Source organism: Roseivivax halotolerans (genome assembly GCF_900115815.1).
Taxonomy (GTDB): domain Bacteria; phylum Pseudomonadota; class Alphaproteobacteria; order Rhodobacterales; family Rhodobacteraceae; genus Roseivivax; species Roseivivax halotolerans.
In genome coordinates, this window is record NZ_FOXV01000005.1 from 1 (window position 1) to 13,025 (window position 13,025).

The window sequence follows — 13,025 nt, forward strand, 5'->3', positions numbered from 1 at the left end:
ACATCTCCTGGTACCGCGCCGCATCCACATGCGCCTTCGCCACCATCTCGTCGCTCGGCGCGTAGATCTTCACATCACTCATATCGCCTCCTCCTCCTGCGTGTCTTACCGAAACGCCGCGACCCCTTGGCTGCGTTCCGCCGAATTCATGGGTAGGAAAAAGGCCGGGTGCAGACAGCCCCGACCTTCCGGCACTTCGCGGGTGCCAATTGCAGTATGCGCCGGGGCTCAGATCGCGAGATATTCGTGACGCAGCTCCTCGTTCTCGAGGACCTCGGCGGCGGAGCCGTCATAAACGATGGAGCCGGTGTCGAGGATGATCGCCCGGTCGGCCAGTTGCAACGCGCGGACCGCGTTCTGCTCCACAAGGATCGTGGTCATGCCCTGCTCCTTGACGTGGCGGAGCGTCTTCTCGATCTCGTCGACGATCACCGGGGCGAGACCCTCGTAGGGCTCGTCCAAAAGCAGCACCTTGATGTCGCGCGCAAGCGCCCGGGCAATGGAAAGCATCTGCTGCTCGCCGCCCGACAGGGTCACGCCCTCCTGCTTGCGGCGCTCGCCGAGGCGCGGGAAGAGCTCGTAGAGCCGCTCCAGCGACCAGCCGATCGGCGGCTGGATCTGCGCCAGCTCCAGGTTCTCCTCGACGGTGAGGCCAGGGATGATGCGCCGGTCCTCGGGCACGAGCCCCAGCCCCGCCACCGCCGCCTCGTGCGAGGCCATCCGGTGCAGCGGCTGATGGTCGAGCCAGATCTCGCCCTTGTGAACCTGCGGACTGCCGAGCCGCGCGATCGAGCGCAGCGTCGTCGTCTTGCCCGCGCCGTTGCGGCCGAGAAGGGCCAGGATCTCGCCTTCGTGCACGTTGAAGGAGATTCCCTGCACGATGTAGCTCTCGCCGTAATAGGCGTGCATGTCCCAGACCGAGAGGAAGGCCGGAGCCGTCTCCGCCTGGTTGGCGTTCTTGGAAAAATCGGGACGGACGTTCATGGGTCGGCTCTCCTTTACGCCGCTTCGCCGAGATAGGCTTCCTTCACCTTCGGATGGCCCTTGATGTTCTCGGGCGTGTCCTCGACGAGGGGCGTGCCCTGCGCGAGAACGGTGATCCGGTCGGCGAGGGAGAAGACGACATGCATATCGTGCTCGATGATGCACATGGTGATGTCGCGCTTTTCCTTGATCTCTTTCAGAAGGTCGATCGTGTTGTTGGTGTCCGCCCGGGCCATGCCGGCGGTCGGCTCATCGAGCAAGAGGAGCTTGGGACGCTGGATCAGGCACATTGCCATCTCGAGCCGCCGCTTGTCGCCGCGCGACATCGAGGAGCCGAGCATGTCCTGCTTGTCGAGCAGCTTGACCTCGGTCAGCATGGTCTCCGCCTCGCCGCGAAGGTCCTTTTCATCCTCGACGGACTCATAGGCATGCATGCGGAAGGAGCCGTCGCGCTTGGCCAGGAGCGGGATCATCATGTTTTCCATGACCGTGAGATCGCCGAAGATCTCAGGCGTCTGGAACACGCGGGAGATGCCCATCTGATTGATCTCGTAGGGCTTGCGTCCCAGCACCGACTGACCTGCGAACATCACTGAGCCGGTATCGGGCATCAGCTTGCCGACAAGACAATTGAGGAGCGTGGACTTGCCGGCGCCGTTTGGCCCGATGATCGCATGAACCGTGTTCTCCTTGACCGAGAGGTTCACGTCTCCAAGCGCCTGCAGGCCGCCGAAGCGCTTGTTCACGTCCTTGACTTCAAGAATTCCCATGACGCGCTCTCCTTATTCGGCGGGGGTTCGTTGCTTGGCGGTGTCTTCCTTGCCGGTCCGCTTGCGGCGGAAGGCGTTCCGGATACGGTCGCCGCCTTCGAGAAGCCCGCCGGGCAGGAAGATCACGACGGCCATGAACATGAGCCCCAGCGTGAGGTGCCAGCCCTTGCCGACGAAGGGATAGATCATCGCGACTACGGCATCCTCGAGCCCGTCGGGCAGGAAGGCGAACCAGGTGTGCAGGATCTGATCGTTGATCTTGGAGACGATGTTTTCCATGTACTTGATCATGCCGGCGCCGAGGACCGGTCCGATCAGCGTGCCCGCCCCGCCGAGGATCGTCATCAGCACGACCTCGCCCGAGGCGGTCCAGAACATCCGCTCCGGGCCGACCTGGGTGTCCATCGCGACCATGAGGCCGCCGGCAAGACCGGCATACATGCCAGAGATCACGAAGGCCGCCAGCGTGTAGGGGCGCGCGTTGAGACCGGTGTAATACATGCGGTTCTGGTTCGACTTCACCGCCCGCAGCATCATGCCGAACGGCGAGCGGAAGATGCGGATCGCCATGTAGAAGGCCAGGATCATCGCCATGGCGCAGACGTAGTAGCCGACGTTCAGCGTGAATTCCCAGCCGCCCATGCGGATGATCGAGCTCTGGCTCATCTCGAGGCCGAAGAGGCTGGCGCGGCCGATCTCTCCGGGTTCGAGATTCGCCAGGAGCGGAGTGTCGGTGGGCTTGATCTGCAGGCCGGTCTCGCCGCCGGTGATCGGCGTCAGCACCGAATAGGCCAGCGCGTAGGACATCTGCGCGAAAGCCAGCGTCAGGATCGAGAAGTAGATGCCCGAGCGGCGGAGCGAGATGTAGCCCACCATCACCGCGAAGAGCGCGGCGAAGACGATCGCCATGAAGATGCCCGGCAGGATGTTCAGCGTCAGCAGCTTCATCATCCAGATCGTGGCATAGGATCCGACGCCGAGGAAGGCCGCGTGACCGAAAGAGAGATACCCGGTCAGGCCGAACAGGATGTTGAAGCCGATGGCGAAGATCCCGAAGATCACGAAACGCTGCATCAGGTCGGGATAGCCCGCGTTGAACTGCGCCATGGCGCTGTCGACAGGGAAGGGGTTCAGAAGGACCGGCGCCATGACTGTCAGCACCGTCACGAGAAGCAGGAGGCCAGCGTCCTTTTTGCGAAGACCGAGCATAGGATTATTCCTCCATGACGCCCTTGCGGCCCATGAGGCCACGCGGACGGGTCAGCAGAATGATGATGGCGACGAGGTAGATGATGATCTGGTTGATGCCCGGAATGGCGTCGACCATGAACGGCATCGAGGCGAAGCTCTCGAGGATTCCCAGAAGGAAGCCCGCGAAGACCGCGCCGGGCAGGCTGCCCATGCCGCCGACCACCACGACAACGAAACTGAGGACTAGGAAGTCCATGCCCATGTGGTAGTTCGGCGCGACGATCGGCGCGTACATCACGCCGGCCACGCCTGCGACGCAGGCCGCCAGTGCGAACATCAGCGTGAAGCGCTTGTCGATATCGATGCCGAGAAGGCCCACCGTTTCGCGGTCGGCCATGCCGGCCCGCACCACCATCCCGAAGGTCGTGAATTGCAGGAAGGCGAAGACCGCGCCGATCACGAGCGCCGCGAAGGCAAAATAGACGAGGCGCCAATAGGGATACATGATCGTCAAGGGATCGAAGCCGAGAAGGACGCCGAAGTCGAAGCTGCCGGTGAACGCATCGGGCGCCGGTGTCTGGATCGGGTTCGCGCCGTAGAAATACTTGACGATCTCCTGCAGCACGATGGCGAGGCCGAAGGTCACGAGGATCTGGTCCGCATGGGGGCGCTTGTAGAAGTGCCGGATGAGACCGTGCTCCATCAGGTATCCCACCAGCATCATGATCGGTATGGCGAAGAAGATCGCGAGCGGCACCGACCAGTCGATGATCCCCGCGCCTATGGCTTCGCCGAACCAGGATTCCACGTAAGGTGTCTCGATCTTCATCGGATTGCCGAGGAAGTCGGTGCGGGTGGGGTCTTCGGTGACGGAGCTGAGCGTCAGGATGCGCTGCAACGTCACCGCGCAGAACGCGCCGATCATGAACAGCGCGCCGTGGGCGAAGTTCACAACGCCCAGCGTGCCGAAGATCAGGGTCAGGCCGAGGGCGATCAGCGCATAGGCGGATCCCTTGTCGAGCCCGTTGAGAATTTGAACGATTACCTGGTCCATGGCGAGTGCGACCTTCTTTGGAAAGCGGGGGCTTCAGCGGCAGGCGCCTCGGCGTGCCGGACGGGCCGGAGGGGCGGGGCCGGATGTCCGGGGCGGCCCTTGGAGCCGCCCCGCCGCGAGACGCTTATGCGCCGTTGTTGCAGGAACCGAGCGAGCCGCCCGCGAATTGCGGGTGATCGGGCTCGTAGGTGACCTGGTCGGTCGGCGTGACCTCGACGATCTCCACGAGATCGAACTCGTTCTCGGGATTTTCCTTACCACGCACGACCACGACGTCCTTGAAGCACTGGTGGTCTTCGGCACGGTAAAGCGTCGGGCCGTTGCCCAAACCGTCGAACTCGAAGCCTTCGAGGGCCTCGACCACGGCGCAGGGCTGGAACGAGCCGGCGCGCGCGACCGCATCCGCATAGAGCAGCGTCTGCACGTAGCAGGTATGCGCCGCCTGGCTCGGCGGGAAGCCGTATTTCTCACCGAAGGACTGAACGAAGGCGTTCGTGCCGATGTAGCGCTCACCGAGCTGGTTCTCGAGTTTCCAGTCCCAGTTCTGCGAGCCGAGGATGCCGGCGATGTTCTCGCCCGCACCGCGTGCCATCAGCTCGGAATAGAGCGGCACGACGATCTCGAACTGCTTGCCATTGGCTTCCGCCTCGCGCAGCCCGAACTGAACGGCGTTGGTCAGCGAGTTGACCATGTTGCCGCCGTAGTGGTTGAGCACGAGCACGTCTGCGCCCGAGTTCAGGACCGGCGCGATATAGGACGAGAAGTCGGTCTGGGTGAGCGGGGTCTTGACCGAGTTAACGGTCTCCCAGCCAAGCGCCTCGGTCGAGGACACCATCGCCTCCTCGGTCGTGTAGCCCCAGTTGTAGTCGGCGGTCAGGTGATAGGCTTTGCGGTCAGCGCCATATTGATCGATGAGGATCGGCGCGAGTGCGGCACCCGACATGTACGAGTTGAAGAAGTGACGGAAACCGTTGGCTTTCCGGTCCTTGCCCGTCGTGTCGTTGGAGTGGGTCAGGCCGGCCATGAAGATGATGCCCGCCTCCTGGCAGAGCGCCTGCACAGCCACGGCCACGCCGGAGGACGAACCGCCGGAGACCATGATCGCGCCGTCCTTCTCGATCATCGAGCGGGCGGAGGCACGAGCCGCGTCGGACTTGGTCTGGGTGTCGCCGGTCACGAACTCGACGCGCTTGCCGAGGATGCCGGTGCCCTCGAGCGCCTGGCTCGAGAAGGTCTGCAGCATGCCGCCGTCGCCTTCGCCGTTCAGGTGCTCGACGGCGAGTTCGAATGCGCGCAGCTCGTCGGCGCCCTCATCGGCGTAAGGCCCCGATTGCGGCACGTTGAAGCCGAGCGTCACCGTGTCGCCCGTGGGCGCGTTGGTGAAGCCGCTGTCCTGTGCGCGCAGATATGTCGGCAGCGATAGACCGGCGGCCGCGCCGGCGCTGGTCTTGATCAGGCCGCGACGTGTCAGATTGAATCTGGACATCAATTCCTCCCTTTATGGTTCGTTCAGGCCGGCACTCCTCCTGCCGGACGCGCAAAGGTACCCTTGCGTGCAAACGCAGTATGGGGGGGGATCGGAAAAGTGTTCAACAAATCCTTTTGCTGCAACGCTTTATTTGTGAATTAATCAACTAGATGGTGCTTCGATCTGTAAATTGATTTATGTTGCGCGGCAGAAAGGCGTTGGCTTGGCAGGATAATTCGCGATGGCACGAGACACGTTGACGGGCAGCCGCATCCGCGAGAGGCGCATTATCGCGGGCATGAAACAGGCCGAGCTCGCCAAGGCGTCGGGTATCTCGCCATCCTATCTCAACCTGATCGAGCATAATCGCCGCAGAATCGGCGGAAAGCTTCTTCTAGAGATTGCGCGCATCCTCGAAGTCGAGCCCGCGCTCCTGAGCGAAGGCGCGGAGGCGACGCTGATACAGACCTTGCGCGAGGCTGCGACGGGGGTCTCCGGCTCCGGGGCGGAGCTTGATCGCGTGGACGAATTCGCCGGCCGCTTTCCGGGCTGGGCCGGGCTTCTGGCGGCAATGCAGCGGCGGATCGCGGCGCTCGAGCAGGCGGTAGACACGTTGTCGGACCGCGTCACGCATGACCCTCAACTCGCCGCCTCCCTGCACGAAATGCTGAGCCGGGTGACGGCGATCCGCTCCGCGGCGTCGATCCTCGCCGAACCCGGTGAGATTTCTCCCGAATGGCAGGGACGCTTTCACCGGAATATCTACGAGGATAGCGGCCAGCTTGCCGAGACCTCGCGCGGGCTTGTCGCTTATCTCGAAGCGGCCGACGCGCATTCGGCCGCCCAGGCGACCGCGCCCCAGGAGGAACTCGACAAGGTGCTGGAGGCGGAAAACTACGCCTTTCCGGCGCTCGACCTCGGCCATGCGAGCCCCGAAGAGATGGCGGATCGGCTCGGCGGGGATATCTCGGCCACCGCGCGAACCATGCTGACTGAATATCTTTTGCGTTACGCCGAGGATGCCGCCGCTTTGCCGATGCGCGATCTCGCGCCCGTTTTGTCCGAAACGGGTCCGGACCCTGTCTCGGTGGCTGCCGCGCTCGGTCAGCCCGTGGCGCGCACGATGCGCCGGATCGCGGCGCTCGGGACGGAGGCGAGCAGCGGGCTCGGTCTTGCGATCTGCGATGCTTCGGGGGTGCTGACCTGCCGACAGCCGGTCCCGGTCTTCCCCTTGCCGCGGTTCGGCTCGGGCTGTCCGCTCTGGCCGCTCTATGCCGCGCTGACCCGTCCCGGAGAGCCGATCTCCGCGCGGATCGTGCAGCCGGGGCGGCCGCCGCACCCGGTGCGGGCCTTCGCCATCGCCGAACCGATCGAGCCGCCGCGCCTCGACCGGCCGGCTCTCTGCGAGGCGACGATGCTCATCGTGCCGGGGCGCGACGACGATGGCGGTCCGGCGCTCGAGGTGGGTGTCAACTGCCGGATCTGTCCGCGCGAGGCGTGTCCGGGCAGACGCGAGCCCAGCATTCTCGGGCATGATGTGTCTGCGGCGTTTTGACAGGCGGCCTGCGCTTCTTCATACAGTACGAGCCGCCAGAGAATTCGATGCGGGGTTCCGGTGCAACGGGGGAGGGGAGGCCGCCTTGCATGTCCAAACGACTTCTGCTGATCGAAGATGAGCCCAACATCATCGAGGCGATCAGTTTTATCCTGTCGCGCGATGGCTGGCACGTGGCCTCGCACTCGTCGGGCACCACTGCGATGGAGCGGCTGCGTGCCGAGCCGCCGGATGTGGTGATCCTCGATGTCATGCTGCCGGGCCGCAGCGGCTACGAGGTGCTTCGCGACATTCGCGACGACCCGTCGCTCGCAAAGATCCCCGTGCTCATGCTGACCGCGCGCGGCCAGACCAAGGATCGCGAATTGGCCGAACGGGCCGGCGCGAATCTGTTCATGACCAAGCCGTTCTCCAATACCGAGGTTCTGGAGGCCGTGCGTGCCCTGGTGCCCGCGACATGAGCGAGCCGCGCGAGACGCATAGCGGGCCGCCGGTCTACTTTCTCGAGAGGCAGACCTACCGGCGGCGGCGGCTCGAGGATGCGGCGCGGCTCCTGCCCGTGATCGGGGCCTTTGCCTGGCTGGTGCCGCTCCTCTGGCCGCGTCAGGGCCCGGAGGCGCCGGGCATGGGCAATGCATTGATCTACATCTTCGGCGTATGGATCGTGCTGGCTCTCATCGGCGCGATCCTGTCGCAGCGGCTTGGCCGGCGCGAGCCGCCCGAGCCGGTCCGGAGCGCGGAGGAATGATCTCCTTCAACGGGCTCGTCGTGATCTGCCTGGCCTATGTCGCCATGCTCTTCGCGGTGGCCTTCACCGCCGACCGCTTCGCGCGGAAGGGGCACAGCCGGTGGCTGCGCTCTCCTATCGTCTATACCCTGTCGCTGTCGATCTATGCGACGGCCTGGACGTTCTACGGCGCGGTCGGCTCCGCGGCGCGAAGCGGGCTCGAATACATCACGATCTATCTCGGACCGAGCCTCGTGATGTTCGGCTGGTGGTGGCTATTGCGGAAACTCGTCCGCATCGGCCGCTCGCAACGCATCACCTCCGTGGCGGACCTCATCTCCTCGCGCTTCGGCAAGTCGAACCTTCTGGCGGTGCTCGTCACGATCCTGTCGGTCATCGCAGCGACGCCTTACATTGCTCTCCAGCTGCAATCCGTGACGGTCTCCTTCGAAGTCTTCGCCAATGGCGGCGGCACCGATACCGGCGAGGTTGTCGGGCGAAATACCGCCTTCTGGGTCGCGATCGGTCTGGCGATCTTCACCGTCATCTTCGGCACGCGGAACCTCGATGCCAACGAGCGCCACCACGGTGTCGTCATGGCCATCGCGGTTGAGGCGGTGGTCAAGCTGACCGCGCTTCTGGCCGTGGGCATCTTCGTCGTCTGGGGGCTTGCCGGCGGGGTGTCGCAGACGCTCGAGGTCATCGAGGCCAGCGAGCTCGGCCAGTGGCAAGTGCATGGCGGGCGCTGGGCGGGGCTCATCTTCATCTCGGGCGCGGCCTTTCTTTGCCTGCCGCGCATGTTCCAGGTTCTGGTGGTCGAAGCCGCGGACGAGGATCACCTTCGCACGGCGAGCTGGGCCTTTCCGGCCTACCTGATGGCGATGTCGATCTTCGTCGTGCCGATCGCGGCGGTCGGCCTTGCGGTTCTGCCGTCCGACGCCAATCCCGACCTCTTCGTGCTGACGCTGCCCTTGTCGCAAGGGGCCGAGGGCGTTGCGGTCCTGTCGTTCCTCGGCGGCTTCTCCTCGGCGACCTCGATGGTGATCGTGGCGGCGATCGCGCTTTCGACGATGGTGTCGAACCATATCGTCATGCCGATCTGGCTGCGGCTCGCGGGCGGGCGCGCTACGATCTCGGGCGATGTGCGTAACGTGGTGCTGACGGCGCGCCGGGTATCCATCGTCTCCATCGTGCTGCTTGGCTACATGTACTACGCGGTCTCTGGGGGCGGCTCGGCGCTCGCGGCGATCGGACTTATTTCCTTCGTCGGGGTTGTGCAGGTTCTGCCATCCATGATCGGTGGCATCTTCTGGCGCGGCGCGACCCGCACGGGCGCTGTCGCGGGGTTGGTGATCGGCTCCGTGATCTGGCTCTACACGTTCTTCCTGCCCTCCATCGGGATCGAGGTCTTCTCGGAGCGGACGCTGGCCGAAGGACCGTGGGGCCTTGGATGGCTGCGCCCGCAAGCGCTCTTTGGCATCGCGGGGCTTGATCCGTTTTTGCATGCGCTTCTGTGGTCGCTGGCGCTCAACGCGCTGGCATTCTTCGGCGGCTCGGTCCTGAGCTTCCCCACTCCGGTGGAGCGGCTGCAAGGCGCGCAGTTCGTCAACATCTTCCAGCATTCGGGCGGGCCGCGCAGCTGGTCGTCGGGCGTCGCTCAGACCGAGGATCTGCTCATCATGGCGCAGCGGATTCTCGGGCCGGGAGAGGCAATCGCGCTCTTCCGGCGCGAGGCGGAGCGGCAGGGCGTCCGCGGCGATCTGCCGGAGCCGCGCCCAGACTTCCTCGAAACGCTGGAGCGTGAGCTCGCAGGCTCGGTCGGTGCGGCCACCGCCCATGCGATGGTCGGACAGATCGTGGGCGGCACCTCCGTCTCCGTGCAGGATCTCATCGCGGTCGCCGACGAGTCGGCGCAGCTCATGGAATATTCCGCCCGTCTCGAAGCGCAATCGGCGGAGCTGTCCAGCACCGCGCGGCAGCTTCGCGAGGCCAATGACAAGCTCACGCGCCTCTCGGTGCAGAAGGACGCTTTTCTCAGCCAGATCAGCCATGAGCTTCGGACGCCGATGTCGTCGATCCGCGCCTTCTCGGAAATCCTGCGCGATTCGGGCGGGCTTTCTGCCGAAGAGCAGTCGAAATTCGCCTCTATCATCCATGATGAGACGATCCGCCTGACCCGGCTTCTCGACGATATCCTCGACTTGTCGGTGATGGAGAACGGGCGCGTCTCGTTGAACATGCGAGAGGGTCGGCTCTGCGATGTGCTCGACCGCGCGGTCGCGGCCGGATCGGTCGGAGAGAGCGACGAGGTCTCGCTCGAGGTGCGGCGCGACCGCTCGACGGAGGACATTGTCCTCTACACCGATCTCGACCGGCTTTCGCAGGTGTTCATCAACATCATCTCGAACGCGCGGAAATATTGCGAGGCCGCCAAACCGCGCCTGACCATTCGTGTTCGGGAACAGAACCGGGCGCTCGCCATCGACTTCATCGACAACGGACAGGGCATTCCGCGCGACTCCCGTGATGTGATCTTCGAGAAATTCGCCCGGATCTCGGACCAGCGTGCCGGGGGTGCAGGGCTCGGGCTCGCGATCTGCCGGCAGGTGATGGAGCGACTGGGCGGCACGATCACCTACCTGCCAGGACAAGGTGGCGCGGGCTTCCGCGTTCTCTTGCCCCGCAAGGCGGCGCTCGCGGCGGAATAGTCTGCGCCTCAACGGAATGGTAACCATCGCCTTTCATACCCGTTCGCGAGGTGCGGGCCCCGGGGAACGGAATGAACGCGCAGAATGCGGCGAACAGCGATGTACTCAGACGCAAGGTAGAGGCCGGACGCCGCGCCGCCGCCTCTGCAGGCATGCCGCCTGAAAAGGCGCTGGCGCGCGCCTTTGCCCGCGCGGCCGAGACGCAATGGAACCTCGCGCTCGTCTGCAGGGACGTGCGGAAGGTGCGGCTTGATCAGGCCGGGGCGGAAGAACTTATGGAGGAGGGCGGGCTCATTCTCGGGATGGACGGGCCCGAGGGCGAGCTTGGTTTCGCATTGTTCGACCGCGCCCTTGTCGCGGGCCTGACGGAGATTCAGACGTTCGGGATCGTCACGCCCCAATCGCCCGAAGAGCGGGCCTTTACCGATACCGACGCGGCCATGACGGCGGCGCTTCTCGACCCCGCCATGATGCGGATGGAAGCAATGCTGGAAGGGCAGAAGATGGGTGCGGCGCTGCGCGGATTTCGATACGCCGCGCGGATCGAGACGGCGCGCATCGCGGGCACGCTTCTCGATGCGGAGAGCTACGTGGTGCTGCGCGCGCAGGTGGAACTGGCCGGCGGGCGACGCATCGGCCGGCTCGCACTCATTCTTCCTGAAGCCGCGAATGGCGCGGCGGCGGCAGCGCCGGATCTGGCTATGAAAGGGCCTCTCGGGGCGCACGCGCATCTGCTGCACGCGCCGCTCGAGGCGGTGCTCTGCCGGTTGAATATCTCGCTTGCGTCTCTTCAGAGCCTCAAACCCGGCGATACCCTGCCACTGCCGGTCACGGCGCTTGGCGCGGCGGAGCTGCGTAGTCCGGGCGGGGCGCTGGTGGCACGCGGGAGTCTTGGCCGTCTCAATGGTCAACGCGCCTTTCGGGTCGGCGGATCGGACGAGCCGGGGAACCGCGCATCCGCTGAGGCGCCAGTGGCCAGCCAGCCGGGGCGTGTCGAAGATACCGACCTTCCTACGCCGGGAGATCCGGGTCGCGCCGATCCTCTCGCGGAGTTACCGCCTCTGGATTTCGGAGCGGCGATGGCGGAATTGCCGAACCTATCGTGAGACGTGGCGCGCGTCAGCGCTGGGCGGCGAGCGCTTCGAGCGTCGGGGCGAGCCCGCCGAGATCGTATCCGGCCTCGGCAGCGCGGGACAGGATGTCGCCGACCGGCTCTTGGCCTGCGCGGGACAGGGCCCAGACCACCGTGCAGCGCGTGCCCGAGGCGCAATAGGCCAAGACTTTCTCGCCGCCATCTTCCACGAGGGTCGATTGCCGCGCAACGTTCTCGGGCGTCATCGTCTGATGCGTCAGCGGCAGCACCTCGAAGTCGACACCCGCCGCCTTGGCCGCCTCGGCGATAGACGCCGCCTGGTGCGACGGCGGCACTTCGGCGTCTGGGCGATTGCAGATCACGCGGGTGAAGCCAGCCTCCGCGATGCCCGGCAAGTCCTCCGGATCGATCTGCGGAGAGACGAAATAGCGGTCGGTGATGCGTCTTGCGTCCATGTCCCGGCCTTACTCCGCAGGAACGGCGCTGTCCAGACGGCGCGACAGGGCAGGGGCCGCGCCCATGCCTACCAGCATCGCCGCCGCGAAGATCCACACCCCCGGATCGCCATAGCCCAACGAGGCGATAACCGGCCCGGGGCAGAGCCCGACAAGACCCCAGCCCATCCCGAAAAGGACCGACCCGATCACGAGCTTGCGCCCGACTTCGGCTTTGGGCGGGACGGGAAAGCTGCCGCCCGCAAGCGGGGCCGCTCGGCGCGCGCTGACCTGCCAGGCGATGGCCATCGGGATCATCGCACCGCCCATCACGAAGGCAAGGGTCGGATCCCAGTCGCCGAAGACATCGAGCCACCCTTGGACTTTCGCCGTGTCCGTCATGCCCGAAAGGTAAAGACCGCCGCCGAACAGCGCGCCTGCGAGGAAAGCCAGAGCGTTACGCATCACACGACCCCCAGAACGTGCCGGAACAGCGTGATCGTCAGACCACCTGCCAGGATGTAGAAACAGGTCGCCACGATCCCGCGCAGCGACAGCCGCGAGATCCCGCAGACGCCGTGCCCCGAGGTGCAGCCGTTTGCGATCCGCGTGCCGATCCCGACGAGAAGCCCGCCGGCGATCAGCAGAACCAGGTTCCCTGTCAGGTGATTGTCCACAGGCCCGAGCGTCAGGACCAAAAGCAGCGGCAGCAGCGCTGTCCCGGCGAGGAACGCGATCCGCTCTCCGGCATTGCCACGGCCCGTGCCGTCGACAAGCCCTCCGATCAGGCCGGATGCGCCCATGATCCGTCCGTTTCCAAGCAGGAACACCGCCCCGCCCGTGCCGATCAGCAGCCCGCCGATCAGTCCCATGATCCAGTCTGTTGGCATGTCGCCCTCGCTCTGCCCGTTTCGGAAAGACACATGCGTATTTTCGAATGTATTGCAAGGGGGACTCGCTGCGACCTGCTGTCCGGTGCGCTGCTTGCAGGGGGCGGGGGCTTTCCGCCATATTGTGGATAAGTCCTGCTTCAGACAGGAT

General features: G+C 65.0%; 13 protein-coding genes. 5 read left to right on the forward strand and 8 right to left on the reverse strand.

The window, feature by feature from the left end:
- Positions 1 to 228 precede the first annotated feature (228 nt).
- The 5 genes from BM171_RS08360 to BM171_RS08380 form a co-directional block, all read right to left on the reverse strand.
- Positions 229 to 984 carry an ABC transporter ATP-binding protein gene (locus BM171_RS08360; protein ID WP_093010564.1) on the reverse strand — a complete coding sequence of 252 codons (756 nt, stop codon included), beginning with the start codon at positions 982 to 984 and terminating at the stop codon, positions 229 to 231.
- A 14-nt stretch (positions 985 to 998) separates the two neighbouring features.
- The gene (locus BM171_RS08365; protein ID WP_093010566.1) at positions 999 to 1,754 is read right to left on the reverse strand and encodes an ABC transporter ATP-binding protein; all 756 of its coding nucleotides are present in this window, start codon (positions 1,752 to 1,754) and stop codon (positions 999 to 1,001) included.
- 12 nt (positions 1,755 to 1,766) lie between these two features.
- The gene (locus BM171_RS08370; protein WP_093010568.1) at positions 1,767 to 2,963 is read right to left on the reverse strand and encodes a branched-chain amino acid ABC transporter permease; all 1,197 of its coding nucleotides are present in this window, start codon (positions 2,961 to 2,963) and stop codon (positions 1,767 to 1,769) included.
- Between the two features lie 4 nt (positions 2,964 to 2,967).
- On the reverse strand, positions 2,968 to 3,999 hold the full coding sequence (locus tag BM171_RS08375) for a branched-chain amino acid ABC transporter permease (RefSeq protein WP_093010570.1): 1,032 nt from the start codon (positions 3,997 to 3,999) through the stop codon (positions 2,968 to 2,970).
- A gap of 124 nt (positions 4,000 to 4,123) precedes the next feature.
- Positions 4,124 to 5,485 carry a substrate-binding protein gene (locus BM171_RS08380; protein ID WP_093010572.1) on the reverse strand — a complete coding sequence of 454 codons (1,362 nt, stop codon included), beginning with the start codon at positions 5,483 to 5,485 and terminating at the stop codon, positions 4,124 to 4,126.
- A 223-nt stretch (positions 5,486 to 5,708) separates the two neighbouring features.
- Here BM171_RS08380 and BM171_RS08385 point away from each other — a divergent pair, with 223 nt between their 5' ends.
- The 5 genes from BM171_RS08385 (at position 5,709) to BM171_RS08405 (ending at position 11,563) form a co-directional block, all read left to right on the forward strand.
- A complete protein-coding gene (locus BM171_RS08385) occupies positions 5,709 to 7,022 on the forward strand; it encodes a helix-turn-helix transcriptional regulator (RefSeq protein ID WP_093010574.1) in 1,314 nt (437 codons plus the stop codon).
- Between the two features lie 89 nt (positions 7,023 to 7,111).
- Positions 7,112 to 7,483: a response regulator transcription factor gene (locus tag BM171_RS08390; protein ID WP_093010576.1), complete on the forward strand. Its 372-nt coding sequence runs from the start codon at positions 7,112 to 7,114 to the stop codon at positions 7,481 to 7,483.
- Positions 7,480 to 7,770, forward strand: a complete 291-nt coding sequence (locus BM171_RS08395; protein WP_093010578.1) for a hypothetical protein — start codon at positions 7,480 to 7,482, stop codon at positions 7,768 to 7,770. Before BM171_RS08390 ends, BM171_RS08395 begins: the two co-directional genes overlap by 4 nt.
- On the forward strand, positions 7,767 to 10,457 hold the full coding sequence (locus BM171_RS08400; protein ID WP_093010580.1) for an ATP-binding protein: 2,691 nt from the start codon (positions 7,767 to 7,769) through the stop codon (positions 10,455 to 10,457). The genes BM171_RS08395 and BM171_RS08400 overlap by 4 nt, the downstream gene beginning before the upstream one ends.
- A gap of 71 nt (positions 10,458 to 10,528) precedes the next feature.
- Complete coding sequence (locus BM171_RS08405; protein WP_093010582.1) at positions 10,529 to 11,563, forward strand: FliM/FliN family flagellar motor C-terminal domain-containing protein; 1,035 nt, start codon at positions 10,529 to 10,531, stop codon at positions 11,561 to 11,563.
- A gap of 13 nt (positions 11,564 to 11,576) precedes the next feature.
- Here BM171_RS08405 and BM171_RS08410 read toward each other — a convergent pair whose 3' ends face one another.
- The 3 genes from BM171_RS08410 to BM171_RS08420 are packed head-to-tail and all read right to left on the reverse strand — an operon-like array spanning position 11,577 to position 12,874.
- The gene (locus tag BM171_RS08410) at positions 11,577 to 12,005 is read right to left on the reverse strand and encodes a protein tyrosine phosphatase family protein (protein WP_093010584.1); all 429 of its coding nucleotides are present in this window, start codon (positions 12,003 to 12,005) and stop codon (positions 11,577 to 11,579) included.
- Between the two features lie 9 nt (positions 12,006 to 12,014).
- The gene (locus tag BM171_RS08415; protein WP_093010586.1) at positions 12,015 to 12,449 is read right to left on the reverse strand and encodes a DUF6691 family protein; all 435 of its coding nucleotides are present in this window, start codon (positions 12,447 to 12,449) and stop codon (positions 12,015 to 12,017) included.
- The gene (locus tag BM171_RS08420) at positions 12,449 to 12,874 is read right to left on the reverse strand and encodes a YeeE/YedE family protein (protein WP_093010588.1); all 426 of its coding nucleotides are present in this window, start codon (positions 12,872 to 12,874) and stop codon (positions 12,449 to 12,451) included. Before BM171_RS08420 ends, BM171_RS08415 begins: the two co-directional genes overlap by 1 nt.
- Positions 12,875 to 13,025 lie beyond the last annotated feature (151 nt).

Bases quoted from the DNA above. Each gene is read 5' to 3' on its own strand.
- BM171_RS08360 (WP_093010564.1), bottom strand. From the start codon at position 984: ATGAACGTCCGTCCCGATTTTTCCAAGAACGCCAACCAGGCGGAGACG.
- BM171_RS08365 (WP_093010566.1), bottom strand. From the start codon at position 1,754: ATGGGAATTCTTGAAGTCAAGGACGTGAACAAGCGCTTCGGCGGCCTG.
- BM171_RS08370 (WP_093010568.1), bottom strand. From the start codon at position 2,963: ATGCTCGGTCTTCGCAAAAAGGACGCTGGCCTCCTGCTTCTCGTGACG.
- BM171_RS08375 (WP_093010570.1), bottom strand. From the start codon at position 3,999: ATGGACCAGGTAATCGTTCAAATTCTCAACGGGCTCGACAAGGGATCC.
- BM171_RS08380 (WP_093010572.1), bottom strand. From the start codon at position 5,485: ATGTCCAGATTCAATCTGACACGTCGCGGCCTGATCAAGACCAGCGCC.
- BM171_RS08385 (WP_093010574.1), top strand. From the start codon at position 5,709: ATGGCACGAGACACGTTGACGGGCAGCCGCATCCGCGAGAGGCGCATT.
- BM171_RS08390 (WP_093010576.1), top strand. From the start codon at position 7,112: ATGTCCAAACGACTTCTGCTGATCGAAGATGAGCCCAACATCATCGAG.
- BM171_RS08395 (WP_093010578.1), top strand. From the start codon at position 7,480: ATGAGCGAGCCGCGCGAGACGCATAGCGGGCCGCCGGTCTACTTTCTC.
- BM171_RS08400 (WP_093010580.1), top strand. From the start codon at position 7,767: ATGATCTCCTTCAACGGGCTCGTCGTGATCTGCCTGGCCTATGTCGCC.
- BM171_RS08405 (WP_093010582.1), top strand. From the start codon at position 10,529: ATGAACGCGCAGAATGCGGCGAACAGCGATGTACTCAGACGCAAGGTA.
- BM171_RS08410 (WP_093010584.1), bottom strand. From the start codon at position 12,005: ATGGACGCAAGACGCATCACCGACCGCTATTTCGTCTCTCCGCAGATC.
- BM171_RS08415 (WP_093010586.1), bottom strand. From the start codon at position 12,449: ATGCGTAACGCTCTGGCTTTCCTCGCAGGCGCGCTGTTCGGCGGCGGT.
- BM171_RS08420 (WP_093010588.1), bottom strand. From the start codon at position 12,874: ATGCCAACAGACTGGATCATGGGACTGATCGGCGGGCTGCTGATCGGC.